Origin of the sequence: Thermacetogenium phaeum DSM 12270, from assembly GCF_000305935.1 — a bacterium.
GTDB lineage: Bacteria > Bacillota > DSM-12270 > Thermacetogeniales > Thermacetogeniaceae > Thermacetogenium > Thermacetogenium phaeum.
In genome coordinates, this window is the sequence record NC_018870.1 from 1,604,777 (window position 1) to 1,631,242 (window position 26,466).

The 26,466-nt window shown below is 54.7% G+C and carries 30 protein-coding genes; all 30 read right to left on the reverse strand.

What is annotated here, in order from left to right:
* Positions 1-8: 8 nt before the first annotated feature.
* On the reverse strand, positions 9-1,187 hold the full coding sequence (locus TPH_RS07920) for a D-alanyl-D-alanine carboxypeptidase family protein (protein ID WP_158502676.1): 1,179 nt from the start codon (positions 1,185-1,187) through the stop codon (positions 9-11).
* Between the two features lie 341 nt (positions 1,188-1,528).
* Entirely contained in the window at positions 1,529-1,906 is a 378-nt protein-coding gene (ytfJ, locus tag TPH_RS07925; protein WP_236608773.1) for a GerW family sporulation protein, read from the reverse strand.
* Positions 1,893-2,588: a DUF2953 domain-containing protein gene (locus TPH_RS07930; protein WP_015050674.1), complete on the reverse strand. Its 696-nt coding sequence runs from the start codon at positions 2,586-2,588 to the stop codon at positions 1,893-1,895. The genes ytfJ and TPH_RS07930 overlap by 14 nt, the downstream gene beginning before the upstream one ends.
* Before the next feature lie 101 nt (positions 2,589-2,689).
* Positions 2,690-3,229 carry an SMC-Scp complex subunit ScpB gene (gene scpB, locus TPH_RS07935; RefSeq protein ID WP_015050675.1) on the reverse strand — a complete coding sequence of 180 codons (540 nt, stop codon included), beginning with the start codon at positions 3,227-3,229 and terminating at the stop codon, positions 2,690-2,692.
* Positions 3,230-3,255: 26 nt separating this feature from the next.
* Positions 3,256-3,966, reverse strand: a complete 711-nt coding sequence (locus tag TPH_RS07940) for a segregation and condensation protein A (RefSeq protein WP_015050676.1) — start codon at positions 3,964-3,966, stop codon at positions 3,256-3,258.
* A complete protein-coding gene (gene trpS, locus TPH_RS07945; RefSeq protein WP_148275881.1) occupies positions 3,935-4,954 on the reverse strand; it encodes a tryptophan--tRNA ligase in 1,020 nt (339 codons plus the stop codon). Before trpS ends, TPH_RS07940 begins: the two co-directional genes overlap by 32 nt.
* Positions 4,955-4,974: 20 nt before the next feature.
* Entirely contained in the window at positions 4,975-5,625 is a 651-nt protein-coding gene (locus TPH_RS07950; RefSeq protein WP_015050678.1) for a site-2 protease family protein, read from the reverse strand.
* A 66-nt stretch (positions 5,626-5,691) separates the two neighbouring features.
* Positions 5,692-7,017, reverse strand: coding sequence for a diaminopimelate decarboxylase (gene lysA / locus TPH_RS07955; protein WP_015050679.1), 1,326 nt, complete (start codon positions 7,015-7,017; stop codon positions 5,692-5,694).
* A 577-nt stretch (positions 7,018-7,594) separates the two neighbouring features.
* Positions 7,595-8,602, reverse strand: a complete 1,008-nt coding sequence (locus TPH_RS07960; protein ID WP_015050680.1) for an acyl-CoA dehydratase activase — start codon at positions 8,600-8,602, stop codon at positions 7,595-7,597.
* Positions 8,580-9,698 (reverse strand): CoA enzyme activase, encoded by a 1,119-nt coding sequence (locus TPH_RS07965; protein ID WP_015050681.1) that lies wholly within the window; start codon positions 9,696-9,698, stop codon positions 8,580-8,582. Before TPH_RS07965 ends, TPH_RS07960 begins: the two co-directional genes overlap by 23 nt.
* Positions 9,695-10,684, reverse strand: a complete 990-nt coding sequence (locus TPH_RS07970; RefSeq protein ID WP_015050682.1) for an acyl-CoA dehydratase activase-related protein — start codon at positions 10,682-10,684, stop codon at positions 9,695-9,697. The genes TPH_RS07965 and TPH_RS07970 overlap by 4 nt, the downstream gene beginning before the upstream one ends.
* A 91-nt stretch (positions 10,685-10,775) precedes the next feature.
* Positions 10,776-11,132, reverse strand: coding sequence for a stage V sporulation protein AE (gene spoVAE, locus TPH_RS07975; RefSeq protein ID WP_015050683.1), 357 nt, complete (start codon positions 11,130-11,132; stop codon positions 10,776-10,778).
* 11 nt (positions 11,133-11,143) lie between these two features.
* Positions 11,144-12,154, reverse strand: coding sequence for a stage V sporulation protein AD (spoVAD, locus tag TPH_RS07980; protein ID WP_015050684.1), 1,011 nt, complete (start codon positions 12,152-12,154; stop codon positions 11,144-11,146).
* A gap of 94 nt (positions 12,155-12,248) precedes the next feature.
* Positions 12,249-12,719, reverse strand: a complete 471-nt coding sequence (gene spoVAC, locus TPH_RS07985; RefSeq protein WP_015050685.1) for a stage V sporulation protein AC — start codon at positions 12,717-12,719, stop codon at positions 12,249-12,251.
* A 112-nt stretch (positions 12,720-12,831) separates the two neighbouring features.
* A complete protein-coding gene (locus tag TPH_RS07990) occupies positions 12,832-13,026 on the reverse strand; it encodes a dodecin family protein (RefSeq protein WP_015050686.1) in 195 nt (64 codons plus the stop codon).
* Between the two features lie 93 nt (positions 13,027-13,119).
* A complete protein-coding gene (locus TPH_RS07995) occupies positions 13,120-13,884 on the reverse strand; it encodes a SigF/SigG family RNA polymerase sporulation sigma factor (protein WP_015050687.1) in 765 nt (254 codons plus the stop codon).
* Between the two features lie 12 nt (positions 13,885-13,896).
* On the reverse strand, positions 13,897-14,337 hold the full coding sequence (gene spoIIAB / locus TPH_RS08000; protein WP_015050688.1) for an anti-sigma F factor: 441 nt from the start codon (positions 14,335-14,337) through the stop codon (positions 13,897-13,899).
* Positions 14,334-14,687: an STAS domain-containing protein gene (locus TPH_RS08005; protein ID WP_015050689.1), complete on the reverse strand. Its 354-nt coding sequence runs from the start codon at positions 14,685-14,687 to the stop codon at positions 14,334-14,336. Before TPH_RS08005 ends, spoIIAB begins: the two co-directional genes overlap by 4 nt.
* 129 nt (positions 14,688-14,816) lie before the next feature.
* Positions 14,817-15,962, reverse strand: coding sequence for a D-alanyl-D-alanine carboxypeptidase family protein (locus tag TPH_RS08010; RefSeq protein ID WP_015050690.1), 1,146 nt, complete (start codon positions 15,960-15,962; stop codon positions 14,817-14,819).
* 101 nt (positions 15,963-16,063) lie between these two features.
* Positions 16,064-17,368 carry a thymidine phosphorylase gene (locus tag TPH_RS08015; RefSeq protein ID WP_015050691.1) on the reverse strand — a complete coding sequence of 435 codons (1,305 nt, stop codon included), beginning with the start codon at positions 17,366-17,368 and terminating at the stop codon, positions 16,064-16,066.
* A 1-nt stretch (position 17,369) separates the two neighbouring features.
* A complete protein-coding gene (locus tag TPH_RS08020; RefSeq protein ID WP_015050692.1) occupies positions 17,370-18,569 on the reverse strand; it encodes a phosphopentomutase in 1,200 nt (399 codons plus the stop codon).
* Positions 18,544-19,440: a site-specific tyrosine recombinase XerD gene (xerD, locus tag TPH_RS08025; RefSeq protein WP_236608774.1), complete on the reverse strand. Its 897-nt coding sequence runs from the start codon at positions 19,438-19,440 to the stop codon at positions 18,544-18,546. Before xerD ends, TPH_RS08020 begins: the two co-directional genes overlap by 26 nt.
* A gap of 279 nt (positions 19,441-19,719) precedes the next feature.
* Positions 19,720-20,004, reverse strand: a complete 285-nt coding sequence (locus TPH_RS08030; protein ID WP_015050694.1) for a hypothetical protein — start codon at positions 20,002-20,004, stop codon at positions 19,720-19,722.
* A 174-nt stretch (positions 20,005-20,178) separates the two neighbouring features.
* Positions 20,179-20,811: a stage II sporulation protein M gene (spoIIM, locus tag TPH_RS08035; RefSeq protein ID WP_015050695.1), complete on the reverse strand. Its 633-nt coding sequence runs from the start codon at positions 20,809-20,811 to the stop codon at positions 20,179-20,181.
* A gap of 74 nt (positions 20,812-20,885) precedes the next feature.
* Positions 20,886-21,575 carry a hypothetical protein gene (locus tag TPH_RS08040; protein ID WP_015050696.1) on the reverse strand — a complete coding sequence of 230 codons (690 nt, stop codon included), beginning with the start codon at positions 21,573-21,575 and terminating at the stop codon, positions 20,886-20,888.
* Positions 21,559-22,773 (reverse strand): endonuclease Q family protein, encoded by a 1,215-nt coding sequence (locus tag TPH_RS08045; protein WP_015050697.1) that lies wholly within the window; start codon positions 22,771-22,773, stop codon positions 21,559-21,561. Before TPH_RS08045 ends, TPH_RS08040 begins: the two co-directional genes overlap by 17 nt.
* Complete coding sequence (locus tag TPH_RS08050; RefSeq protein WP_015050698.1) at positions 22,774-23,328, reverse strand: NUDIX domain-containing protein; 555 nt, start codon at positions 23,326-23,328, stop codon at positions 22,774-22,776.
* A 78-nt stretch (positions 23,329-23,406) separates the two neighbouring features.
* Entirely contained in the window at positions 23,407-24,480 is a 1,074-nt protein-coding gene (locus TPH_RS08055) for a DUF3866 family protein (protein ID WP_015050699.1), read from the reverse strand.
* On the reverse strand, positions 24,458-25,633 hold the full coding sequence (locus TPH_RS08060) for a M20/M25/M40 family metallo-hydrolase (RefSeq protein ID WP_201764432.1): 1,176 nt from the start codon (positions 25,631-25,633) through the stop codon (positions 24,458-24,460). Before TPH_RS08060 ends, TPH_RS08055 begins: the two co-directional genes overlap by 23 nt.
* Positions 25,620-26,465, reverse strand: coding sequence for a glycosyl transferase family protein (locus TPH_RS08065; RefSeq protein ID WP_015050701.1), 846 nt, complete (start codon positions 26,463-26,465; stop codon positions 25,620-25,622). Before TPH_RS08065 ends, TPH_RS08060 begins: the two co-directional genes overlap by 14 nt.
* Position 26,466: the final 1 nt, after the last annotated feature.

Here is a 26,466-nt window from a genome sequence, read left to right on the forward strand (position 1 = left end):
ACCCTATCTTAACCTATGATTTTGAGAAAAAGTGACCACAGCCAGCTGCATATGACCTGCCATAAGGGAGGCTTTAAAGACACGCTTTCCCGGGCAAGAAGCTCAACCCTTCCGATCTCCCTCCCTCTCAGCAGGATTTTCCCCGCCCCTAATACCGCACCTTTCTTAACAGGTGCTTCTACATTGGATGCCAGTTCAATCCGATAGGAGAGATGTTTCTTCTCCTCCGACTTCACCGCCACGACCACATCCTGTTGCGGCGCCACCTCAACAAACCGCTTCTCCCCTTTACGCACCGGCACCCGGGTAACGGCGCGCTCCTTTTTTTGCAAGATTACAGCCTCATAGCTTTGAAATCCGTAATCGAGTAATTTCTCCGTATCTTCATAGACCTGCGGGGAATTTAGAACAACCGATATCAGCCTCAAATCCCCCCGCTGCGCCGTCCCTACCAAGCAGTTACCCGCCTGCCGGGTATAGCCGGTCTTTACCCCGGTTGCTCCCTGATACCTGGAAAGCAGCCTGTTTTTGTTGATAAGCGCCCTCTGCCAGGGGTGTCCCGGCCAGGGCAGGTACTTTTCTTCGGTAGCGATGACATCCCGGAAGATGGGATACTGCATCCCCTCCCTGGTAATGACCGCCAGATCATAAGCGCTCGAATAGTGGTCCTGATCGTGCAGGCCGTGGGGGTTGACAAAATGGGTGGTGCTCAGCTGCAATTCCCTGGCGCGGCTGTTCATCTTATCGACAAAAGCGCCTTCACTGCCGGCAACGCTTTCCGCCAGGGCCACCGCCGCATCATTGGCCGAAACGAGCATCAGGGCATAGAGAAGTTCCCTTCTGGTCAGAACCTCACCCTCTTCGAGCCAGATGGAACTCTCCCCTGTTTCCGCGGCATACCTGCTGACAGATACCTTCTGATCGAGGTCACCGTTCTCTATTACAAGAATGGCGGTCATGATTTTGGTCAGGCTGGCCGGCGGCAGCTGCAGGTGGGCGTTTTTTGCGTAGAGGATGCGGCCGGAGCCTTCATCCATTAAGATGGCGGCTTTAGCCTGAATGTCGGGCAATTCGGGCAACATGCCGGCGGCTGCCTCTCCTCTTTCTGGCAGAGAGATGTTAAGAGCGGTTATCAAGAAAAAGGTTGCGAACAGCACGGATAGAGTTTTGTAGATCCTGGAACGCATCTTGACCCTTCTTTTCTTTTTTAGAAGCAATTCTCTCAAGATGCCCGGGATTCCTGCTATTTTAAGAAACAAGGGCGGTACTATACTGCAGGTGAAAATCAGGCGCAGCCGGCTTTTACTTGCGAAGCAACAACCGCCGGAAGGCTTTCTTACCGCGACGAAAGCAAAGACTGCAAAAATTTTCGGAGCAGGCAAGAGAACCCCCCTTGCCTGCTCCTGCCGTCCCGAATCTGAGCAGGTGTCGAATTGATCTGTCATGAAAATAGACCGCATACCCTGCCGGGTATTTTCATGCTCTGTTGGTGCCGCCGCTGGCGGCATGGTGGCCTACTGAGTGCATATTATCCGGTAGAGGGCTCTGCCGGCTTTTCCTCTTTCTCTTGTTTCTGTTGCATCATGACCTGCAGCCTTTCCAACAAACTCGGCGCCAGATCGATCAGGCGTTCGGCGATAGGGTTTCCGTCAACGGGAAGAAGTCTGACCTGGTTCTGACCAACCACGAGAAAACCGACCGGCCTTACGGAAACACCCCCTCCGCTTCCCCCTCCAAACGGTAAAGCTCCTTCATCCTTCCTTCCACCATCCGGCTGGTAGTCCGCTCCACCGGCTGCAAAGCCGCAGGAAACCCGGGAAACCGGCATGATGACGCTTCCATCCGGAGTTTCTACCGGATCCCCCACGATGGTATTGACGTCAACCATATCTTTAATGCTCTCCATGGCGGTTCTCATGAGAGTTTCGATCGGATGGTTCGCCACTCCTGCTCACCCCTCTTCTCCATGTGATCTTTATCCACCAGATCAAAAAATAACTAAATGTGTTTATAATATAACCCAATCGCGTCATCAATATACAGTCCAGTCTGGTTTCCAGGCGAGGGGAACCAAAGTGAGGAGTGACATCGACCCGCAAACCTTCGGAATCAATCTTTAAGAAACGGGATAAGCCTCCCAGAGCAATTCCTTTTGCAGCCCAGATCACCCCGGTAGCCACACCGGTAAGAGCGTAATCCTGAAAGCCAAGATCCGTTTCCCACACCAGTCGCCTGCAGCGACTGTTCTTCGCCAATCTTTCAGCATTCCTGATTAATTCCCGAGAATAAGGAAACTTTAACCCTCCCCACCGGGTAAATGAGAAACGGGTACGCTCGTCGCTTGCCGCTCTTCCCTGCGCCTTAATACCCAAGGTGTTGACCAGCCGGAAGCTTTTTTCGCTCCGCTCACCTAACAACTTGGTGCCGACGGCCAGTCTACCCTGAAAAATCCCGAACTTCAGAAAAAGAAAATGCCCCTCTGCCTTCCACCGGTAGTAGAAGTGAACCTCCACCGGCATCACCAGGAGAAGAAAGCCCACGGTAAAGGCAGCCAAACAGAAAAGAAAAAAGAAATCAGCCTGGCGCAAACCCCATCACCCCCGGCTATCTTTTGCCTGAAATGCCATCTTCGCCATCAAATATTAAGGTTTGCGCCTGTCGAAAAAACTATTCTTTTTAAGGAAAATATTTATTCTTCTCTTTGCTCCAGTTCGTCAAGGGGCGGCAGTTCCGAGAGGTCTTTAAGCCCAAAATATTCCAGAAATGCCGGGGTGGAACCGTAGAGAATCGGCCGACCGTGACCGCTTCCCCTCCCGACCTCCTGGATCAGTCCCCGCTCCATCAGGACGGCCAAAATATGATCCACCCGTACGCCCCGGATCGCTTCGATCTGAGCCCTTGTAACAGGCTGGTAATAAGCAATAATGCTTAAAGTCTCCAGGGCAGCACGCGAAAGCGGAGGGGTTTTCTCTTTTTCCTGCAAGAGCTTTTCGACATATGAGGAGTATTGCGGGCGGGTAACCAGCTGGTAACCACCGGCAACCCTTGCCAGCATAATGCCTCGCCCCGGCCTGTTATAAACCTCCTCTAGGCTGGTGAGAAGCTGTTCCACATCCGCCTCGTCCAAACCCGTCAGCCGGCTGAGCGTGTTTGCCGAAAGCGGTCGCGATGCTACAAAAAGCAGGGCCTCCAGCACCGCCATTCCTTCCTGCGGAAAGATCAGCGGCATTTCGCTCCCCCTTTCTCAAATGACCATCACGCCAAAAGATGTATTTCGCCCGTCTCCCGGTCCTGCCAGACCTTGATCTCCCCTTGAAAAACGAGCTCGAGAACGGCGAGGAAAACGGCAATAACCTCTTCTTTACCGGATTTATCGGTGAAGAGTTCCCTGAAAAGAAGGCCTTCCGGCCTTTCTTGCGCCATTTTTTTGACATTTTCAATCGCTTCTTCGAGATCACAGGCTGAATTCTCGACCACATAGGCAGCGGGCGGTGACGGCCGTTCGGCCAGAACCCTCTGAAAGGCCCTGACGAGTAGGGATACATCCTCCTGGACACCTCTTTGCTCCCTGACGATATTTAAAGAACGGGGGTAGCTGCGGCGCCATTCCCTGGCGCGCTCGTCCAGGATCGCAGCCGCTTTCACAATTAAAAGGTAGTCTTGTAAGCTCGTCTCTGCTAGACCTTCCTGGTCATCCTCCTCATTACAATATCCTCTCTCCTCTTCCTGCCTTCTCGGCCGCGGCAGCAGGAGGCGCGCCTTTAAAGACAAAAGAGCAGCCGCCAGTACCAGAAAGCGGCCGCCTTCCTCAATATCATTAGAACCCGTTCCTCTGAAATGCTCAAAAAACTGCTCAATTATGGAAGAAACAGAGACATCTCTTGCCGGTATTTCCTCTTTTTCCAAAAGTCTTAGAAGAAGATCCAGGGGCCCATTATATACTTCCAGTTTGACCTGGTATTTCAATTCCCATCGCCGCCCGCACTTCTTCCATAGTCTGGCAAGCTTTCAGACGCGCCCGTCTGCCTCCCTCTTTCAAAACGTCCCAAACATAATCCGGGTCGCGCTCCAGTTCTCGGCGCCGCTCCCAGTAAGGGGTAAGGAATTCGATCAGGGTGGAGGTCAGCCTCTTCTTACAGGGCACGCACCCGATCTCACCCTTTTTACAGCTTTTTTCTAGATCTTCCACAACCGGTTTACTGAAAAGGCGGTGGAAGGCGTAGACGGTGCAAACATCGGGATGTCCGGGATCGGTGGCATGAATCCGCTCCGGATCCGTTACCATCATCCGCACCTTGGCCGTTATTTCTTCGGGGTTGGATGCCAGCGGTATTTCGTTGCCATAGCTCTTACTCATCTTGCGGCCATCTAGCCCCGGAACGAGGGGCAGTTCAGGAAGATAAGCCTGCGGCTCGGGGAAGACCTCCCTCTTATAGAGATGGTGGAACCTGCGGACGACTTCCCGGCAAAACTCCAGGTGAGGCAGCTGATCCTCTCCTACAGGCACCACATCCGCCTTATAAAGAAGGATATCGGCGGCCATCAAAGATGGATAACCCAAAAAACCGTAAGTTGTGATATCCCTTCCCTGTTCCCGAAAATGCTGCACCTGGTCTTTATAAGTCGGGCAGCGCTCCAGCCAGGACAGCGGAGTTATCAAAGACAAGAGCAGATGCAGCTCAGCGTGCTCTTTAACCTCAGACTGGACGAAAATAGTGCTCTTAAGAGGATCCAGGCCAACCATCAGCCAGTCCAGGACCAACTCCCTTGTGTACTCCACAGTCACCTTCGGGTAATCGAAAGCCGTGGTAAGTGCGTGCCAGTTGGCGACCATAAAATAGCAGTTATACTTCTCCATGAGCTCCCGCCAGTTTTCCAGGACGCTTAAATGCCCCAAGTGGAGGCGTCCGGTTGGCCTCATCCCGCTCAAAATAGTACCTTGCTTCACATCCATCCCCTCTTCTCACAAATAAACTAGAAGAAAAAGGCAAACGGCGCTGCAATAATCTGCGCTATCTGGCTCAGAAGGCTGATCATGATATTTGCCAGGGGCAACAGGATAACACCGACAATATCCGTAAAGATCAGGATCAGCAATATCACCGGCCCATATCTTTCTAGCTGATAGATGAAATCACCCGAGGGTAGGAGACCCGCCAGCACCTTCGCCCCATCAAGGGGAGGCACCGGGATCAGGTTAAAAACGGCAAGATAAACATTGATAATTACGATTGCTCGCATAACCTGTACCAATAGAGCACCGGAACCGGCGATCCCCGCACTCGGCAGAGCAAGGGCAAGGATCAGGGCTGCGGTAAAAGCCACAAGGAGATTCATCAGCGGTCCCGCTGCCGACACCAGCATCATTCCCTTTCTCATGTTTCCACGCAGGTTTAGTGGATTGACGGGAACGGGTTTTGCCCAACCGAACCCCATAACCAGTAGAAGAAGAAACCCCAGTGGATCAATGTGGACAAGGGGGTTCAAGCTCAACCGCCCCTGGTAGCGCGCGGTCGGGTCTCCCAGGCTGTCGGCAACCCTGGCATGGGCATACTCATGAAAGGTTAGGGCAATGACCACCGCCGGCAACCAGAGCACCAAGCGGGTCAGACTCAGATCCAACATACTAACCCCCTTGTCCCACTTATAGAAAAGTCGCCCATTTTCGTTAACTACAAACCACACCATTCACTAAAGCAGGCGTTCCGGCAGGCGATGATTGCGGATCAGATCTCCCCAGGTCTCCCTCTCCACAATAACGTCTGCCTTGCCGTCAAGCACCAGAACCACAGCCGGTCGGAGAAGGGCGTTGTAATTGCTGGACATCGAGTAATTGTAAGCACCGGTCGAAAAGATCGCCAGCAGATCGCCGGCCTCCACCCGCGGCACGGGCAGATCCCAGATGAGCATGTCACCGGATTCACAGCATCTTCCGGTTATGGAGACTACCTCCGCTGCCTCTTCTGCGGCTTTGTTGGCAATAATCCCTTCATACTTAGCCTGGTAGAGGGCTGGCCGCGGGTTGTCGGTCATCCCCCCGTCTACTGCAACGTATTTCCTGATCCCCGGAATATCCTTCATACTGCCGATAGTGTAAACAGTCGTGCCGGCAGGGCTGACGATGGACCTGCCCGGCTCCACAATAATCCTAGGGCGGGGGAAGGCGTGTTCCCGGCACTTGTCGGCTACACTTTCTTTTACGGCCCGGGCATACTCTTCGATAGTAGGGGGGTCATCCCCCTCGCTGTAATACACGCCGAGTCCGCCACCTAAATCCAGTTCCTCTGCCGTCCAGCCTGTGCGCTGCCTGGCCTCCGCAAGGAAATCCATCATTACCCTGCCTGCCAGGCGAAACGCCTCCAGCTCTAGTATTTGGGAGCCGATGTGGCAGTGAACCCCTTTTAACTCAAAATGAGGCGATGCCAGTGCCTTTTTCACAGCTCTCAGGGCATCCCCGTTCTCCATGGTAAAGCCGAATTTAGAATCAACCTGGCCGGTGGAGATGTAGGAATGGCTGTGAGCCTCAATACCGGGGGCAATACGCAGCAGGATGGCCGCTTTTAAGGCCATCTCCCCGCAGATCCGCTCAACCAGTTCCAGTTCATAGTAGTTATCTACAACAATGCGGCCAACCCCGCACCGAAGGGCGTATCTGATCTCGGCGGCCGATTTGTTGTTGCCGTGGAGGAAGATCTTCTCTGCGGGAAATCCTGCCGTCAGAGCAATTGCCAGCTCTCCCCCGGAAACAACATCCAGTCCCAACCCCTCATCCTGAATTATACGCGCCATCGCCAGGACCAGAAAAGCCTTCGAAGCATAAAGAACCAGGTCGTTCTCATTCTGACCTGTGAAAGCCTGGTAATAACGCCGGCAGTTCTGCCGCAACAAGGCCTCATCCAGAATATAAAGGGGCGTTCCCAAGGAGGCCGCCAGATCAACCACATCGCATCCTCCGATTTCCAGGTGCCCTTTGTCGTTGATCCTCATCGTGCCCTGCAGTCTCACCTTTGAAGACATCTCCAATCCGAACAATATAGGTTATTCTAACACGCCTGCGTTCTAAGTGTCAACGAATGGTCATTCCTGCCAGAAGCTCGCACCTGACCCCTGAATCCCTTGTAGCGCAAGAAAGGCAGCGTTAGGCAAAACTTAAAAAAGCAGGCAGGAAAATGCCCCACAAATAGCAAAAACCTCCTGGAAATAAACATTACCCCTTACATCTCCAGGAGGTGCACCACCGATGTCGAAACGATAGCTTAAAGATATTCTTCGATACATACATAAAGTTTTCCTGCCTGAAGGCTGGACAAAAATGGGCAAAAGATGAAAGAAAAGACCCGCCCTCTGCGGATACCATCCGTCACAGCTCGATTGGGATGGAACCGGCCGCGATCAAAAAGCTCGTTTGCGGCAGTAATCAACAAAGCGCGCCGCACTGGCTCTATAAGGTCTATAAGCACTTTGCGGACGTAGTGGTGGTTGATGCCGGCTATACCAAAGCCCCATTCATCAATTATTTGCTCCGCATACAGACATCACCGCCTGGAACGAAGAACACAGACGTGACATATCCCGCAATCGATAAAGCGGCGGCTCATCTCAAAGGGTGGCTGCAGCTTAACGCTGCGTCCTCCACCTTTTCATCCGCAACACCCCAGCGACCACAGCGGTCACCCCACCTGGCGAGTACGGCACCGTCCTGCCTGATTTCAACAACCTCACAGGCATTGGGACAACCCTTGCAGATAAAGCTGCGCGGCCGGAAATCACAGGATACCACCTCAAAGCCCCGGAAGCGGGTTTCCGCCCCCCTTTCCGTAATCCAATCCCGGCTCAACAGGGCTGCCCCATACGCTCCCATCACGTTGAAATGCTTGGGAACCAAAATATCCATGTTCAGGGCCTTTTGAAAGGCAACTCTGATCCCGGCGCTGGCGGCAACACCGCCCTGGAAAACAACCGGGGAATGAATCTCCTTTCCTTTGCCGACGTTGTTTAAATAGTTGCGCACGAGGGCTTCACAGAGGCCGGCAACAATGTTGGGGAGGCTGTGCCCCATCTGCTGTTTGTGGATCATGTCCGACTCTGCAAAAACGGTGCATCTGCCGGCGATTCGGACCGGGTTGTCCGCCTCTAAAGCAATTCTACCGAACTCTTCGATGGAGAGATTCAAGCGGAATGCCTGCTGGTCGAGGAAGGATCCGGTTCCGGCAGCGCAAACAGTATTCATAGCAAAATCTACGACAACACCATCCCGCAAGATAATGATCTTTGAATCCTGGCCTCCGATCTCCAGTATCGTTCGTACATCGGGTACTTCCCGCAGGGCTGACACTGCATGCGCCGTAATCTCATTCTTGACGATATCGGCCCCGACCAGAACCCCTGCCAGTGAACGGGCGCTGCCTGTGGTCCCGACACCGCAAATCCGGTCCTGCGGAGCAAGAATTTCCTGGAGCATTCTCAATCCCTTTTTAATGGCGGCAACCGGCTGCCCCTGGGTGCGCAGATAAAGGGGATTCAAGTAGAGGTCTCCACGGTCGTCGATGAGGACCAGATTCGTGCTCACCGACCCCACATCAATACCCAGAAAAAGATCCATCGAGCATTCCTCCCTTCCCTTTCCTCCTCCGGGCAGCCATTAAATCGACAAAGGCCTCCAACCGTGTTTGAATGCCCGCTTCCCCCGACTGTTCGTCAAGGTAAAGGGTTAACGTGGGAATCCCATAATCCCGCGAAACCGAGGGGAGTACCGAGTGGGCGACTATTTCCGGCATACATGTCAAAGGCGCCACCTGAATCACCCCGTCGCAGTCCTGGAGGGCACAAGCCACTGCACCACCCACCGTTTCCCTGCCGTGACCACCCACAAAAGAATTCAGGTAAGGGGAAGCCAGGCGGTCTGCATGCTTCAAGCCGCCCTTCACCCGCAGGAGGCCTCCGAAGAGGTGATCGTTGATCCAGGCACTCAACCAGATGCTCCGCTCGACCTGGACACCGAGACGGCCCAGCCGTCGTTCTAAATCGTAGTTGGCAAACGGCTCGAGAACGGTGAAGATTTCCCCCACCAACCCAACCCGCAAAAAACGCCCCTGCCTCTGCGGCATCCGCCGGGATGTTTTGAAAAATTCCTGTACCGCTCTTGATATTGCTCTGCTGTCGGGAGCAGCGTCGATCTCTTCGACCGCCGTCCGGTATCTTTTCTCCAAAGAGTTCGGCTCCAAGACCCGCGGCCTTAAATATAAGAGCTCTCGCTCGACGTTATCCAGGGCCAGGGCCTTTTGCCAGGCAAATCTAATTGACTTAACAACCCGCCACCAGGAACAGTCCCCTACGAGGTAGCGGACCTTGTCGGTCAGCTCCCGGTAGCCCACATCGGGCGGCTCTAACACCACCATCTCCATATCCACGCCCAGGTCGCGGAGAATCTCCCGTTGCACCTGAGCATAATAGCCAAACCGACAGGGGCCAACCCCTCCCGCCATCAGAATGGTGTCGGCCCCTAGCTCCTCCGCCTCCAGGTAATTCCCTAGATTCAACTTAAAAGGAAAGCAGGCAAATTCAGGTGAATACCGCACACCCAGCTCCGCTGTGCGCCTAGAAGTCGGAGGGGGAAGCACCAGATCAAGCCCGAGGCTTGTCAACAGTGCCCTGACAACAATGTAAAGATTCCCCATATGGGGATAGGTCAGTTTCATTTTATCCTCCTTCGCTTAATCATTTCCGTAAATGCCTCCAACCGGGTGTTCATCCCCGCCTCTCCGGTATGCTCGTCAATGGTCAGCAACATCAGAGGGAGACCCCCCTGTTGCTTCGCCCACCTCGCCACCAACTCCTCGACCAGAGATTCCGGCCCGCATCCGAAAGAGGAAAGATAGATCAGGCCGTCCAGCCGCGTATCCGCAAAAAAGTTGAGGGCGGCCCCCACCATTCTCTTGCCGAGCGTCCAAAAGAGCCTCTTAGGCAGGCTCCCTACCTTATTCTCGATATCTTGCACGGAAAGGGATTCCGGTGTCACCGGCGATACCCCGAGGTCCTGCAGCTTTCCGATAAGGTTCATGCTGATGTAGCGATCATAGAGATTGTAGGGATGTCCCAGAAGACCGATCCGCAACGCAGACTGCTCGGAAACCACCGCCACCTCAACTTCACCAGTATTTCCCTCTTCAAGAGCCTGCGGAAGCAAAAGTCCGGCAGCCAGCTGCCGCTGGAAGTTCTGCTGCGCCCGGAAAGCCCTCCGGGTTGCCTCTTCCACCAGGCGCTTATCCCGGGTAATTAATCTTCCCACTTCCTGGAAGCAGTTTTCCCAGCACCGAAACGGATCGGTTTCCTCCTTCCGCATATCGACCGCTGTCTCGAGGAGATGCGGCAGATCGGGAATTCGTGCCCTCAGCATATCGGGCAAACCCATAAACTTCGGGCAGATATAGGCCCTCGGTTCTACCTTGATGATGCGCGGCACAAAAAGGTAATCCACATCGTCCGCCAGAGCAATGACATGCCCAAAAAAAATTTTAACCGGAAGGCAAACCTCACTCAGGGTCACCTTAACTCCGGCATCCATAATTCGTTTATTGGTTTCCGGAGATACTACAACCTGCACTCCCAGTCCGGTAAAAAACTCCCGCCAGAGCGGGTAAAAGTAATAATAGAGCAATGCACGCGGTATGCCGACCTTCTTCATTGACCTCTAACCTCTTATCCACACAATAGATTAACAGGTCCGGTTGATTACCTCGCTGAGCCGGCCCTGTTTACAATAATACTATGATCTTTTAGCTGCGGGGATTGAATAAAACCGCAGCGGCGTATCCAAAAACAACAGCAGCTGCAATGCCGACAGCAGTTGCCTCAATACCCCCGGCGAAGGCCCCCAGCAGGCCCTTATTCTGCACCCCCAGAATTGCCCCCTGGGCGAGGCTGTGTCCAAACCCCGATAGGGGTATCGTGGCCCCCGCCCCGGCCAGGTCAACCAACGGCTGGTAGAGTCCAAAGGCGCTCAACAGCGCACCGGCAATGACATACCCCACCAGGATATGGGCAGGAGTTACGGAAGGTCTGGTCAAATCCATCCACAACTGCCCGATAACACAAATAATACCGCCGACAACAAAAGCCAAAAGAAACTGCATCAGCACCCACCTCATCCCGCAGAAATAACGGCAGCATGGGCAACAGCCGGAATCGTCTCCCCTTGTTGGGAGCTGGTAGGGCTCATCAAAGCCCCCGTTGCCAGGAAAAGAATCTTATGATAGAGCCCCTCCCGCATTTTGTTCAAGAACCAGGCGGTGAAAACTCCAGCTGCGCAGCCACAACCGCTCCCCCCGGCATGGACGTCCTGTTTTTCCCGGTCGTAAATAAGCAGGCCGCAGTCCTGCAGCTTCCCTTCAAGGTCATAACCCCGCATCCGAAGCAGCTTCAGAAGAGAGGCAGATCCTATCTCTCCCAGGTCCCCGGTTATTATCAGATCATAGGAGTCAGGGTTGGTGCCGGTATCCTGAAAGTGAGTTAGGATCGTGTCCGCGGCAGCGGGAGCCATAGCCGCACCCATATTGTTTATGTCTGACACCCCCAGATCCACCACCTTCCCCATCGTCCCCTGCACCACGCGGGGACCGTTCCCTTCGGCGTCGAGGAGCAAGGCACCACTTACAGTAACCGTCCACTGGGAGTAGAGCGGTCTCTGAACCCCCTGCTCGATGGGGAAACGAAACTGCCTTTCTGCCGTCATGTGGTGGCTTGATGAAGCCAGAAGAACACGTCTGGCAAAACCCCCGTCCACGAGCATCGCTCCCAACAGGAGGGCTTCAACAAAAGTGGAGCAGGCTCCGAAAAGTCCAATGAAAGGGATCTCCAGTCCCCGGGCGGCGTAATTGGCGCTGATGATCTGATTCAACAAATCCCCCGCCAGGAAAAATTCGACATCCTGGGGCTGGAGGTTGACCTTTCGGAGTGCCAGTTTGGCGCTTTCCTCTAGCATTTTCCGCTCCGCCATCTCCCACGTCTTTTCCCCGAAAAGCGGCTCATCAAGAATCCAGTCGAAGCTTGCAGCCAGGGGCCCCTTCCCCTCTTCGGGGCCTGCAATGGTGGCTCCCGAGACAATGGCGGGCAGGTTGGAGAAGCAGAACGATTGCTTGCCGACCCTGTTGCTCATCCCTTCACCCAATCCGTAATCGCAGTTTTAAGCAAATAACAAGCGGACGCCCCTGAATAAAATTCATCATACAGCCGGGCACCTTAATAGTTTTTTAACCGGCTAAAAAGGTGATTATCCCGATCAGGGAGGAAACGATAAACCCGTAAACCAGCACCGGTCCGGCAATATTAAAAATCCTCGCGCCTACCCCGAAGACAAAGCCCTCCCTTTTGAACTCCATCGCCGGAGCAACAATGGAATTGGCAAATCCAGTGATGGGGATGATCGAACCCGCCCCACCGTACTTCCCGATGATGTCATAAACGCCCAGCCCGGTCAACAACGCTCCCAGGAAAACCATAGTGCCCGCCGTTGCAGCCGCAGCCTCTCGCTCTCCTAATCCTGCGCCTGCATAGAGGGTCAGAAAAAGCTGCCCGACCAGACAGATGCTCCCGCCGACCAGGAAGGCCCGCAGGCAGTTCTTGAAGACATCGGGTGCCGGTTTAATCTGATCGATCATCAGGCGGTATTCTGCAATCTGCCCTTCCTTTTCTTCCCTTTGTTCAATATTACCCTTGCTCATTCGTTGTTCCCCCAAAATTTACCGGGAGCACCCGCAGGCACTCCCTTATTTCGGACCCCACCAGAAAAACTCTCAGTACCCTAATAAGAGCTTAATGAGCACTGACGATTGCTCATTCCGTATATGCAACTTTCACATTGGCCTTGTACTCGTAAAGATCTCCTTCCCGAACACCGGCGGTTAAATTTATAACCTCAACACCCGTAATATTGGCGGCTGTTTGGGATGCCTGGCGCACCGCATTCCGTACGGCATCCTTCCAGCTGGTATCCGACTCCCCTACGAGCTCCATAACCTTGACGTACAAAGATCTCAACCTCCCTGCTTTTTACTTCTATTATTTCCGGCCGCCCAGGAAATATACCGGTTCATTGATCGCTGCTTCTACCAAGAAAAAATCTCAACAGAGGTATTCACGCAGTTTGGCAACCGCCCGCCGCTCCAAACGGGACACCTGGACCTGTGACAGCCCGAGTAGAGAGCCCACCTCTGTCTGGGTTTTATCCTGAAAGTAACGCAGCAAAATTATCTGTCGCTCACGCTCCGGCAAACGGACGAGAGCATCACGCAGGTCGATCCTTTCCAGCCATCTCGTCTCTTCGTCGGCTTTTTCCTGCAGGCAATCGATCATGCGGGGGGACTCCTCCCCCTCATTTCCTATAGTTTCGAAAAGAGAAACAGGAAGCTGAACAGCTTCCAGGGCAAGAAGGACTTCGTCTTTGGTCATCTTTAAGGCATCAGCCAGCTCACCTACCGTGGGTTCGCGATCCAGTTTCCGCATCAACTTCTCCCGGGTGTTTTTGACATCAACGGCCTTCTCTCTCAAGGCCCGGGCAACTTTCACCGGATGGTCATCCCGCAGAAAACGGCGGATCTCACCGATAATCATCGGGATCGCATAGGTGGAAAACTTAACCCCATAGGAAGGATCAAAGTTGTCAATCGCCTTGATCAATCCGATGACACCGATCTGGAAGAGATCATCCTCATCATAGCCGCGCCCAGTGAACCGCTTGACAATATTAAACACCAAGCGATAATTGCAGTTGATCAGCTTCTCCCTGGCCTGACAGTCTCCCTGATGTGCCTTCTTAATCAGCTGCAGCGTCTCCTTTTCGGGAAGCAGGGGAAATCTAGGCAAACTCATATCCTGCAGCGAACCCATCACCGACTCCTCTCAGTTTTCGGCCTGAGGGTTCTTCGGTATTTTTTTTATCATCCTAACTCTCGTCCCCCTGCCCGGTTCAGATTCTACATTGACCTCGTCCATGAAGGATTTCATGAAAACAAAGCCCAGCCCCATCCTTTCCGGGTCATCTGCAGAACCCGGCTCAAGCGCCTGCTCCAGGTCGGCTATTCCTCTTCCTTTGTCCTCTACAATAATTTCCAGAACGTTGTCCTGAAGGGTGGCGGTGAGGGTGACCACACCGTTGGCATCCTTTTGATAGCCATGGATGATGGCATTGGAAACCGCCTCCGAGACCGCAACCTTAATCTCTTCCAGCTCGCCGACATCCAAGTTGCATTCGGAAGCGAAAGCGGCTACGGCAATCCGGGCCAGGCCGACATTCTCAGGAAGGCTCATCAATTCTATTTTCATGCGGTTATGCAGCTTCATTGCTTCACCCTCCTGGCCAGATCCTTCAGGGCCTGGGAATTATCGGAATACACGGGGAGGAGACGGGTGATACCCGCAAGTTCTAAGACCTTGACAATGGCGGGGGGTACGTTGGATATAGCCATACCCCATCCATTCTCCTTGGCCTTACGATACCTGCCCAGAATCACACCCAATCCAGAACTATCGATAAAAGAGACCCCTCCCAGATCGAAAAGAATGCTTTGCGCTCCTTCAGCCTTGAGCATCCGGTCAATTTCCTGCCTGCAGAAGTCTGCGGATCGAAGATCAAACTCGCCAAAGACACGCACCACAAGAGTTTCCCCCAATTTCTTCATCTCCAGGCTCAAGGGTGCAACCTCCTTTTGTTTTTTTCCGGATGTAAATTCTGCATTATGAGAAGAAATTCCTGCTAAAATCTGGCATAAAAAGAATTCCCCCCTCTCTTGGGTGGGGAATTCGAAATTCACCAGGATTAATTATCCGGCAAGGGAGCGAAAGGTCTTTTTGAGCTGGTTCCAGAAGCTTCCTCTGGGGACATCGTTCTGTGCTATCAATGGTACCCTGTCTACCACTCTTCCCTCGCTCACAACCTGCAGTTCACCTAAGAGAGTGCCCTTAGCAACAGGTGCGGAAATGTAATCAGGAAGAATTATTTTAAGCCTGGCTTCTCTCTCTTTCCCTTTCCGGACACAGAAACCGGCGCTCTGCTGTGCCGCGGCCCCTACATCTTCAACAGCTCCTTTGCCTACCCGCACCTTATCCACCACCTGGCCGGACTTGACGACTTCTCGAAAGGTATAATTGGCAAAACCCCAGTTGTACAGCTTAACCGATTCCTCGAAGTGCCCGCCGGGTTCGGGAATTCCAAAAACGCAGCAGATAAGGCGCAGTCCGTTTCGCTTCACCGTAGAAGCCAGGCAGTAATTGGCCTCCGTCGTCCAGCCGGTCTTAAAGCCGTCGGTTCCATCGTACCACCAAAGCAGCTTATTGGTGTTGTCGAGCTTGGTTTTTCCACCGCGCAGCTTGTAATAGTGTTTGATGCTTGTCAGCTGGAGCAATTCGGGGTACTTCAAGGCCTCTCTGCAGAGCACTGCCATGTCATAGGCGCTGGTATAGTGCCCCTTTGCAGGAAGGCCGTGGCAATTGACAAAACGGGTGTTCTTTAATCCCAGCTCCTTCACCTTCTGGTTCATCAGAGCAACGAAAGCCTCTTCACTGCCGGCGATGTGCTCGGCAACTGCTACACAGGCATCATTGGCAGAGCCTACGGCTATGGCAACCATCATCTCCCGAAAAGACATTTCCTCACCGGGCTCCAGCCAGATTTCTGAACCCCCCATCTCCCAGGCGGCTTCACTGGTGACCACCCGGTCGTCCCAGTTCACCTTTCCTGCGGCCAGGGCATCCATGGCTACCAGCATTGTCGCCACTTTGGTCACGCTTGCCGGAGCCATCCGCCGGTGCGGCTCCTTCTGATATAAGATCTTTCCTGAATGGGCATCCATCAGGACGGCAGAGGGTGCCGCCGTTTTCGGAGTGACACTGCCCCAGGCGGGATCCTCAGGAACCAACTGCAGCAGAAAAACTGCCAGCAAAACAGGCATTACCTTCCGGCAAAGCATGGCAATTACCTCCCCTTTTGATCTCTCTCCGCTTTATTATCTGCAATTCTGACCTGGCTACTCCTGGAACAGCATGGAAAGAGAAAAAGGGGAGTTCTTGATCAGGAGATCAGTTCATAGATCAGGGGCGGCAGGGATGGTTTCTCCTCTCCTATGAGAAAGGATTGGGCTACCCTTTCCTGCACCTCCGGTAGATTGCTTTCATCGTCAACGTGGAGGACTGCCAGGGGTTCCCCGGCATGGACATAATCCCCCACTTTTTTCTCCATAACAACACCTACAGCCGGGTCGATGGTATCATCCTTGTGCAGGCGTCCGCCACCCAGCAGGAGGACGGCCACTCCGATTTCCCGGGCGTTGACTTCACGAATAAAACCGCTTTCAGAGGCCTTGACCTCTATCAATCGGCGCGCCCGAGGCAACAAAGAGGGATCGTCGACAACCTCCTGAGAACCGCCCTGGGCCGCTATGAGTTCACGGAACTTGGCCAGCCCCGCACCGCTCTTTAGTAGAGACTCCAGCTTCCTGCGCCCATCCATAGGTGTCGCCACAACTTCGGCCGCAGCCAGCATTTCTCCACCCAGCGCCAGACATAGCTCCGTCAGATCTTGCGGCCCCTTTCCCTGCAGAGTCATTACGGCCTCCTCCACCTCCAGCGCATTTCCCACCGCCCGTCCCAGCGGCTGTACCATACTGGTGAGTAGAACCACCGTCTTCATGCGGAACTCCTTGCCGAGTTCGGCCATTAATTCAGCGAGGCGGCGGGCTTGCTGCAAATCGGACAGGAAGCCACCGGGCCCTACTTTAACATCGAGGACGACCCGGTCTGCCCCACCGGCGATCTTCTTCGACATCACACTGCTGGCGATTAAGGGAAGGCAGTCTACAGTTCCGGTAACATCACGGAGCGCATAGATCTTTTTATCGGCTGGCACAATTCCCTCTGTCTGTCCGGCCAGCACGGCTCCGGTGCGGAGCACAACCCCTTTCATTTCTTCCGGAGTGAAACTTACACGGAAACCGGGAATTGCCTCCAGTTTATCGACGGTTCCCCCTGTATGGCCGAGGGAGCGCCCGGACATTTTCATGACCTTTGCTCCCGCTGCCGCCACCAGAGGCACCAATACTAGGGTCGTCTTGTCCCCGACCCCTCCTGTACTGTGCTTATCGACTTTCACACCAGGGATGTCCGCCAGGTTAAGTACCTCCCCGGAGCGGATCATCGCCCAGGTCAATGCCTTTGTCTCCTCAAAGTTGAGCCCCCGCAGATAGGCAGCCATCAAAAAGGCGGACATCTGGTAATCGGGGATCGAGCCCTTTACGTATTCCTGCACCAGGAAGTCAATTTCCTCCAGTTTTAAAGCCTGTCCATCCCTTTTTTTAACGATCAAATCGAGCACACGCATATTATTCTTCTCCTTCCCGGAACAGCCCGGCAATGGGGGTGCCTTCTCCCCTCTCCACCCGGAAAAACTCGGCCAGGGTTGCCCCGAGATCGGCCATGGTCTCCCGGGTTCCCAGAAAAACGGGATTAACCCGCGGGCCTGCTATAAGGAGGGGAACGAACTCCCGCGAGTGGTCGGTGCTTTCCGTCGTCGGGTCGCAGCCGTGATCTGCTGTTATGACCAAAAGATCCTCTTCCTTCAACAAGCCGTCTGCAGATGACAGCCAGCAGTCGAATTCCTCCAGAGCACGGGCAAAGCCCCTGGCATCATTGCGGTGCCCGTAAAGGGTGTCGAAGTCCACAAGGGTGGCAAAAACCAGACCGCAGTTGAGCTGCTGCAGGGAATCAAGGGCTCTCTTAAATATTTCTTCGTTCCCCGCAGCGGCAACGACATCGGTTACCCCCTTCCCGGCGAAAATGTCGTTTACCTTGCCCACGGCCACCACCTGATAGCCGGCGGCAGCAAGTGAATCGAAGAGAGTAGGACGCGGAGGTGCCAGTGAGAAATCACGGCGCCGGGGAGTGCGCCAGAAGCCTCCCGGTTTTCCCGCAAAGGGGCGGGCGATCACCCGCCCAACCGCATGGCGCCCTGAAAGGATACCCCGCGCTATCGAACAGATCCGGTGGAGCTCGGCAACAGGAATGACCTCCTCATGGGCTGCCACCTGGAAGACGCTGTCGGCGGAAGTATAGACGATAGGGCAGCCGGTTTCCATGTGCAAGGGCCCCAGTTCCTGGATGATCTCCGTGCCTGAAGCGGGTTTATTCCCGATCACCTTTCTCCCAATCTTCTCCTCAAAGGGTTTGATAACCTCAGGAGGAAATCCGTGCGGATAGGTAGGAAAGGGCCGGTGGAGAATCACACCCATCATTTCCCAATGGCCGCTGGTCGTGTCCTTCCCGGCGGCCTTCATGGTCATCTTTCCGTAAGCGGCAGTCGGCCTGTCTGCTACAGGGACACCCCGTACCGGGATAATGTTGGCAAGGCCCATCTTCCCGAGATGGGGGAGTCTCAGACCTCCAACAGCCTCTGCCAGGTTCCCCAGCGTACAGGAGCCGGAGTCCCCGAAGTCAGCAGCATCGGGAAGCTCGCCGACCCCTAAACCGTCGAGCACCAAAATCAGCACCCGGGCTTTCCTAAGACCGCGGGTGGGCTTTCTCATAAACATCCCTCAACTTTCCCTGGCTCAAATGCGTGTAGATCTGCGTTGTAGTAACATCGGCATGCCCTAGTATTTCCTGAACCACCCGCAAATCCGCCCCGTTTTCTAGTAGGTGGGTGGCAAAGGAGTGCCGCAGGACATGCGGTGTAATCTCTTTAGTAATCCCGGCCCTGCGGGCGTAGCCCTTAAGTATTTTCCAGAAGCCCTGTCTGCTCAGGCGGCTACCGTGCCTGTTTAAGAAAAGCGCCCTTTCCCAATTGTTTTTTCTTAGCTTTAACCGCCCCCGGGAAAGGTATTCCCTGGAATAGCGCAATGCCACTTCACCGACTGGGATAATCCGCTCCCTCGAACCCTTTCCGAGGCAGCGGACAAACCCCAGATCGAGATTCAGGTGCTCCGTATTGAGGCTGAGCATTTCCGAAACCCGCATCCCTGTGGCATAAAGCAGTTCCAGCATAGCCTTGTCCCGCAGCCCGATCACGGTTCTGGTATCAGGCTGGGAAAGAAGGAGTTCCACCTCTCCAACACTCAACACCCGGGGCAAAACCCTCTCCAGCTTGGGCGAAGTCAGGTTCTCGGTAGGATCCAAGCCGATCCGCCCCTCCTGTAGCAGATAGCGATAAAAGGTGCGGATAGCCGCTAGCTTCCGGGATCGCGTCCGTGCGCTCCGGTTTTGCATCTGGAGGTAATTCATAAAGCTCAAAATCGCAGTCTGTGTGGCCTGTTCCGGTCTGCAGCCTTGTCCGGACAAAAAAGATATAAAATGCTCCAGATCATAGCGGTAAGACTGTACCGTATTCCGGGAAAGACCCCTCTCAACCTGGAGAAAGCTTAAAAAGTCGCACAAAACACCCATCATCCGCTCTTTCAAGGCGGACCAACCCCTGTCGTTATCATCCTTTTGTCAAGAAACCGAAACTTCGCAAAGCGACTCTTCACCGGTCTGATTGGATCTGGTTTCCAAAGATAATTATACCACTTCTTGCCGGGCAATTCCTCCTTCCTCTAAAAGAAAAGAGACAATCTCCCACTTTTATGACTGCCGGGTAATGCCGGTAGCTTCCGGAAATTGTCCGTCACTTAGTAAATTTAAAACCGGGAACTGACGACACCACCGGCTTAAAAGGGCAAAAAAATAACAGGCCCTTCACTACCTGTCCTGCGTACTCTCCTTCCCCTCATTACCGTAGTATAACTGGCGCAGCCTCTCTAAAATCGTCAGCTCTGAGGACGGCTCTGCTTCCGCCTTTTCTTTCTCCACGCGCATCGCAGGTGGTTTGGTTATTTCTGAACGCCCCTTCAGCTCCACCAGCTCGCCGGCAATGAGGCTGAGAAACTGTGGAACAACCAGTCCGATCAATAAGAGAAAGAGAAAAAGCCTGAAAAGCACCCCCAGCTTGTGTTTCCAGTTGGTAATCGTAACAAGAAGCACCATCCTCCCTCCTTTCCTCAGTAAAAGAAAAATCAAACCCTTTTCCAACATCTTATGCACCTCATGCCTTCTGGTAGAACCAGGGCTGTCCGTTATAGTCAGAACCCGCGCGGTTGGAAAAGCTGATGGTGAGGGGCCGTAGTGAAAACTTCGATAAGGAGGGATAACATCTAACAGCTACCGGTACAGAGAGAGCAAAAGGCGCAAAAAGCCGGGAGCTATACAGGCCTCGATCCAGGCACCGGCTAAAACGAAGAGCATGAAAAATAAAAAGAGAAGGGAATAGACGCCCAACCGCAGGGAAACGGGGGTCCCCCGCGAACCACGGAGCAGCATGAGGGAATAATAAACAGAGAGGATGCCACCTCCGAGGAAAGCCGGCACGTAAAAGAGATTTTGCGGGAGCACCGTGATCAGGGCCAGGAGCAATCCCTGACCGGCTCTATCCTGAACCAGGAAGCCAACCGTAAAGCCGAGAATAAAGCCGCGCCCACCGATAACGAGAAGAATTAAAGGGGTGCCCAGTACCGTTAATCCCAAAAACCAAAGCAGGCCTAAAACCGCGGTCTGCATTTTAACGATCTCAAACCAGGCCTTTATGTCCGCCAGACCACTGCCGGAATCGGCCTCCACTCCCTGCAAAAAGGCTGCCAGATACCTGCTCAGATCCTCCTGCAAAAGCGTGTTCAGGTTGTGCAGCGTCAAAGCTCCCCAAACAAGCCCGGACAAGAAGATACCCACCGCCAGTGCTGCGGAGACCAGGACATCCTTGCGGTTGCAGACAGTGAAGCATTGAGTGGAAAAAGGCATGGTTTACCTCTCCCGGCAGATTCTTGGAAGAAAAATAAAAAATCTTCCTACAGAGAAGTTTATGCCGGGAAGCATCAACCGATTACATGGCAGCAAAAACCGCTCTCTCTGAGACGCTCCGCCAGGTAGTGGGTGGCCAGCACATCCTCCGCCGATTTGCCGCTGGAGGCAACAATAGCAATCCCCCTTCCCTCTTTTTCGGCCAGCCGCAGCGCTCTCTCCACAGCAGAGCGGGCGTTCTCCCACCCTGTACATCCCGGTGTGCGCGCCACCGTTCCCGTTATTACCGGAGCACCGGCATTAAAAGCGGCATCGAACGCCGCTCCACCGCAATCGGTAACGGCAACCACAACCTTATTTCGAAAATCCACCAATTTCCCCGTCTCCGCCCCGAGGTTGGGGTAAATGCCGGCCTCCCGGATTCCTGCGCTGCGCAGCCCCTTGAGCAGACCCGAGCTTCTCTCCTGGCGCTCCTCTACCTTGCCGACCCGCGGCTCGGCTATAACGACGACCTCTGCCCCCAGTTTAGCGGCGGCATCCGCCGCATACCTCCCCACGGCAGCAGGGTTGACCGGCACCGGTGCCCTTGAGGGAACAGGGCTCGCACCCAGCACCAGGGCGGCCCCGTTTTGAAGAGCAACCTCCAGCGTTGTGCTCATATCGATAACATCCACGATAACGACCACCTGACCGGCCAGGGCTGCCATGTAGGCGCCGCTGGCATCGGCGGTTACGGTCAGGAGCCTTCTATAACCTTCCCTCACCCTTCTCACTCCTCACCAACGAAACCCTCCCGTAAATTCCACCTCCACCGGCTGCAATAGCCAGCTTTCCCAGGCGTGCCTGCTGGATGAGCGTGGCCGTTCTTTCCCCTACCGCGTCCACAAGCTCCTTAAAAGCCACCCTGTGCAGCACATCGATCTCTGTTCCGAACCGCTCCAGGAGCCTGGAAACCGTCTTCGGTCCCACACCAGGCAGAAAGAGCAGAGGAACCTGGTGATAATAAGGGGGGCGCATCGGTGGATGAAGAGGGGTTTCCCTGTCCTGAATCTCCCAGATGCGGTCGAGCACTCCCTTGACCACATGGGAGCTTCCGCAGGCACTACAGGCAATGACAGGATAGGGCTCCCCGGCTATCCTCCCGCAGGAAAGGCAAAAGGTCCGGTGGTACTTGCCCAACCTGGGATCGAGACCGTAGTTGGCAGCGATTCGTCTCCCTTCCCTCCCCTGCAGGGCCTTGTTCAGTTCACTCCAGTCGGGTTCTTCCAACAGCAGAAGATTATACTCCCGTCCCAGGTTTTTCAGGGAATGGGCATCGGAATTACTCAAATAGGAGATACCCCCCAGTTCTTCCAGGCGATCGGCCAGAGCGGTATCGGCACTCAAACCCAGCTCCAGGGCGGAGATCTTCTGAAAGCACCTCTTCCCCAGCAGAGGTTCCAACCTCGCCGTGCACTGACCGTAAACCCCTTTATGAGGTGTAAAAGCATGGGCCGGCATGAAGATGCCGGAGCGTGCCAGCACTTCGGGCAGCAAGAGCCGCGCCGGCAACCGGCAGCACTGGGTGCTCAATTCCGGGTTGGCAACACGCTCAGCCAAAAATTCAGAGAAAGAGCGCAGCTCTTTGAGACCCGGGAAGTATCCCAGCCAGTGGGCCGAACAACCGCCCTCTTCTGTTACCTCCACCTCAGCCCCCGGGATTACCGTGAGGCTCTCTCGCCAGCGCAGACCACCTCCCGGCAGCTCTCTCAATTCGCCCTCCGCTACCATCTCTTCAAGCTCCCGGCAGACCCTGGGACAGGCAGCATCGACAATCCCGACGAAGTCAAGCCCTTTTCTCGATACCGCCTCCTCCAGTACCAGACGGAGCGTCTGAGAGCGCGCCGCAGTCACCTTGACGGGAAACCCCTCTTTTGTGCGGCCGATGTGGATGTGGAGATCCGCAAAAAACCCGGCGAGCACCTATACCTCCCCCATTGCCTCGAGAGCAAGAATCCCAATGGCGGTCTTGGCGTCCTTGATCTCTCCGGAAAAAACCATTCTCTTGGCCTCGTCCACCGGAACTGTGACGGTATCAATGAATTCTCCACTATCCGGATGGGCCTCCCCCTGGGACAGCCCTTTGGCGAGCACCAGATAGATCAGTTCATCGCAGAAACCGGGGGATGTGTAAAAAGAAAAGAGAACCCGCCACTGAGAAGCAGTAAGCCCTGTTTCCTCCTCCAGTTCCCTTCTGGCACAGGCCAGCGGTTCTTCATCCCCTTCCCTCTTTCCGGCGGGAAGTTCCAGCAGCACTTCACCGGTAGCATGTCTGTACTGCCGCACCATTACGACCTCTTTCCGCTCGGTCAGAGGGAGGATGGCTACGGCACCGGGGTGTTCGACCACCTCTCTCTTCGCCCTTTCCCCATCCGGCAGCCACACAGTATCCACCCGGACTTTGATGAAGCTCCCATCATAAACCCGTTCACTAGAAAGGTGCCTCTCTTTGAGCCTGGCTTCAGGGTCTTTATTCATGAATTTCTTCTCCCTTCTCTTAGCAAAATTCTTTGTGGACTCTTTCTTAAGTGGCTCAATAGCCGACCGTCGAAGGCTTTAAAGATTTCCAGCTGCAAACCGGCCTGCAGCTCCTGCGGCGAGAAAAAAGGCAGGGTCCTCCGCAGGGGTTCTTCCCATGCTGCGTACGGTAATGCCTTCCTGTTCTAAAAGCTTGAGGGCGGGGCTGCCGTCAACCGTGATCACCCGGTGCCGGGAAAGGATGCCTTCCAACGCCAGCTGCTCCTCGACCAGCTCGTACTGAGGGGCTGGCATCTCGGGAAGAACAACGACAGCCTGCCTGAGGGCGACTTTTCCCAGCGCGGTCAGGGTGTGATGGCTTACCCCTCGGTGCCGCGGGCGGGGGTCGGCAAAGCTGATCCTGGGGATAACCACCGGTTGCCCTCCGAGAACGCTGACGGCATTAACAATCTCCCCCTGTTCCAGCGCCGTCGTCCCCCAATTCGTCCCCGTCCCTACAATTCCCGGCCCCATGGTAACGACAATCACATCCGCTTGGAAAACCGTATATGCCGCTATCAAGCCGGAATAGATATTCACACTCTCCAGGTCCCCTCCAAAGGCGTGGCCGGCGGTGACGGTACCTGCCAACATCCCCTTTCTTTTTAGGATGCGCACCGTACTGCTGAGGGCCAGCGGAAGGGCGGCCCCGTCGGTCATGACGTAGGCAATTCGGATCCCTTTCTTCGCTTCTGACAGGCAGCCGGCAACAGCAGGGGCGAGCATGCTGTGGAGTGTTCCGACGATCACCGGAGTCCCATTTAAGGATGAAAAATCCCTGATCCGCCCATGATGCGGACTGGCTTCCTCCTCGACGCTCAACACCTTAAGCTGGCAAGGGGTGTAGCGCAGCTTCATGATGTGGCCGGGCTCCTCCGGGAAGTGAGGGAGGCGGTTCAAATTGGCGATAACAAAATGATATCCGCCGCTCCCCAGCCCCAACTGCACGGCGGTGGTATTCAAATAGACTTCATCCCCGACCCTCGCTTCCCCGGTCAGCAGAGGGTAATTCCAGGCCCGGCAGGGCACTCCCTCACACTCCACCAACAGCTCCTGAATGTCCCGTTCTGAGCGCAAAACCCGGCTTATCCTACCCTTTTTCCAGAAAATCAAAGGCCGACCCCTCCCCTTCGGTGCTCAACTTGAGCATCTCCCAGAGGATGCGCACAACGGCGACCAAATCCTCCAGCTCCAGGTACTCTTCGGTGGTGTGTGCCTGTTGCATTCCCACGGCCAGATTGGCCACCGCAAGTCCGGGGATGGCGTTGAAGATGTTGGCGTCACTCCCTCCCCCGCTCGTTTCCAGCCGCACTTCAAGACCGGCCCGGGAAATGGCTTGGGAAGCGAACTGCACCACCGGCTGCTCCGGAGCTAACCGGTATTCCGGATACTCCCTGGTGACGCGCACCTCACCTCTGGCCCCAGGGAACTTCGATACGCTTTCGAATTCGGCCACGATTTCCGCCGTTAAAGCCTCCAGCTTTTTTCGATCCAGGCTTCTGGCCTCCCCCTGGATGAAAACGGCATCAGGGACGATATTGGTGGCCTTGCCCCCCTTAATAACCCCGATATTGACCGTCGTTTCCGCGTCGATCCTTCCCAGCTGCAAGCGGGCGATTACCTCACTGGCGATTTTAATGGCATTTACACCTTTTTCCGGCTCGAAACCTGCATGGGCGGCTTTTCCCCTCACGGTTACATGGAAGACGTTCTGTGCCGGGGCGGCCGTGACGATCGCTCCCGGCTTGCCGCTGGAGTCCAAAACGTAGCCGAACCGCGCCTTCAATCGGCTGCAGTCAAAGTTCCTGCTTCCCAGGAGGCCTTGTTCCTCTCCAACTGTAAAGAGTATTTCCAGAGTGCCGTGGGGGTGAGAACTCTCCCTCAGCATATCCAAAAACTCCAGGAGCGCAGCGATCCCCGCCTTATCGTCCCCTCCCAGAACGGTATCCCCGCGGCTGCGAAAAACGCCGTTCTCGAGGATTACTTTAACCCCTTCTGCAGGAGTTACCGTATCCAGATGGGAACAAAAAAGAAGGGCCGGATACCGCTCCTCCCCTGGCAGGCGTGCCAGCAAATTCCCACAATTGCCGCCGATCTTTTCCGCCGCATCATCCTCTTCGACATCAAGGCCCAGCTTCTGCAGCCGCCCTTTCAGATAATCTGCGAGATCCCGTTCCCTGTACGAGGGTGAAGGGATCTCCGCAATTCTAATAAATTCCTGCGCCAGCCTCTCTTCATTGATATTCGCAGAATCACACATCATCATTACCTCCTTTTGCCTCTTCACCCCTTCTTCCCAGGCGGTCCAGGAAGCGCAGGAAGCGATTCCTCTCAACAATCTCTGTGAGGGAATACTTCTCGGTAAACAGGTGCAGCAGGATCAAGATGGCGACAACCAGCAGCTGGGTGGAAAACGGCAACACCCAGGCCGTGACCATCCCCAGTCCTGCACCGATCAGATTGGAACCGGTATCCCCGAGCATCGCCTTCCCCCGCAGGTCGCAGGGAGCATAGGCGCACAGACCACCTGCCAGAGGGGCAAGCAAAAGCAAATCGCTATCCCCCCTGAAACCTACCAGGAGAATTAAAAACCACAACAGAGAAACCTTGACCGCCCTCCCCGGGCGCAAATCCAGAAGGTTGATGGTGTTCGCCGTCAGGGCTATCAATACGGCAGCGGTTATATTTTCCCACAGCGGCCGTCCGGCCAGACTGCCGGCAGCAACCAGCAGAGCAGCCACACCACCACCGAGGGCCTTCAGGGTTCCTGTTGTCAGCCGCCCGCGGAAGAGGGCTCCGAAATGCCCTCTCAGCCCTTTACTGCCGCGAGACCCCAGCAGGTCGTCGATGAACCCGAGAAAGGCAAAAAAAATCATCCCCAGCAGGAAGAAGGCAACCTTCGGGGTTGCATGCCAGCGGAAGAGAAGAAAGGCCTCAAGCAGATAAACGAAAACAAAAACCAGACCCGTTCCCACAGGAATGAGATGGCCGCGGTAGTTAAGGCAGGCAGATCCGTTCTCCTGCAAGAACCTCAAAAAAAAGGGGAGCAACAGCAGGGTTAGAAGCCAACCCAATCCACCCCCGATGAGAAGTTCCAAA

Coding starts and splice junctions, on each gene's coding strand:
- TPH_RS07920 (WP_158502676.1), bottom strand. CDS start 1,187: ATGCGTTCCAGGATCTACAAAACTCTATCCGTGCTGTTCGCAACCTTT.
- ytfJ (WP_236608773.1), bottom strand. CDS start 1,906: ATGGAGAGCATTAAAGATATGGTTGACGTCAATACCATCGTGGGGGAT.
- scpB (WP_015050675.1), bottom strand. CDS start 3,229: ATGCCGCTGATCTTTCCGCAGGAAGGAATGGCGGTGCTGGAGGCCCTG.
- trpS (WP_148275881.1), bottom strand. CDS start 4,954: ATGGATGTGAAGCAAGGTACTATTTTGAGCGGGATGAGGCCAACCGGA.
- TPH_RS07950 (WP_015050678.1), bottom strand. CDS start 5,625: ATGTTGGATCTGAGTCTGACCCGCTTGGTGCTCTGGTTGCCGGCGGTG.
- lysA (WP_015050679.1), bottom strand. CDS start 7,017: ATGTCTTCAAAGGTGAGACTGCAGGGCACGATGAGGATCAACGACAAA.
- TPH_RS07960 (WP_015050680.1), bottom strand. CDS start 8,602: ATGGATCTTTTTCTGGGTATTGATGTGGGGTCGGTGAGCACGAATCTG.
- TPH_RS07965 (WP_015050681.1), bottom strand. CDS start 9,698: ATGAAACTGACCTATCCCCATATGGGGAATCTTTACATTGTTGTCAGG.
- TPH_RS07970 (WP_015050682.1), bottom strand. CDS start 10,684: ATGAAGAAGGTCGGCATACCGCGTGCATTGCTCTATTATTACTTTTAC.
- spoVAE (WP_015050683.1), bottom strand. CDS start 11,132: ATGCAGTTTCTTTTGGCTTTTGTTGTCGGCGGTATTATTTGTGTTATC.
- spoVAD (WP_015050684.1), bottom strand. CDS start 12,154: ATGAGCAACAGGGTCGGCAAGCAATCGTTCTGCTTCTCCAACCTGCCC.
- spoVAC (WP_015050685.1), bottom strand. CDS start 12,719: ATGAGCAAGGGTAATATTGAACAAAGGGAAGAAAAGGAAGGGCAGATT.
- TPH_RS07995 (WP_015050687.1), bottom strand. CDS start 13,884: ATGGGTTCGCTGCAGGATATGAGTTTGCCTAGATTTCCCCTGCTTCCC.
- spoIIAB (WP_015050688.1), bottom strand. CDS start 14,337: ATGAAGCTGCATAACCGCATGAAAATAGAATTGATGAGCCTTCCTGAG.
- TPH_RS08010 (WP_015050690.1), bottom strand. CDS start 15,962: ATGCTTTGCCGGAAGGTAATGCCTGTTTTGCTGGCAGTTTTTCTGCTG.
- TPH_RS08015 (WP_015050691.1), bottom strand. CDS start 17,368: ATGCGTGTGCTCGATTTGATCGTTAAAAAAAGGGATGGACAGGCTTTA.
- TPH_RS08020 (WP_015050692.1), bottom strand. CDS start 18,569: ATGAGAAAGCCCACCCGCGGTCTTAGGAAAGCCCGGGTGCTGATTTTG.
- TPH_RS08030 (WP_015050694.1), bottom strand. CDS start 20,004: ATGGTGCTTCTTGTTACGATTACCAACTGGAAACACAAGCTGGGGGTG.
- spoIIM (WP_015050695.1), bottom strand. CDS start 20,811: ATGCCTTTTTCCACTCAATGCTTCACTGTCTGCAACCGCAAGGATGTC.
- TPH_RS08050 (WP_015050698.1), bottom strand. CDS start 23,328: ATGAATAAAGACCCTGAAGCCAGGCTCAAAGAGAGGCACCTTTCTAGT.
- TPH_RS08060 (WP_201764432.1), bottom strand. CDS start 25,633: ATGATGATGTGTGATTCTGCGAATATCAATGAAGAGAGGCTGGCGCAG.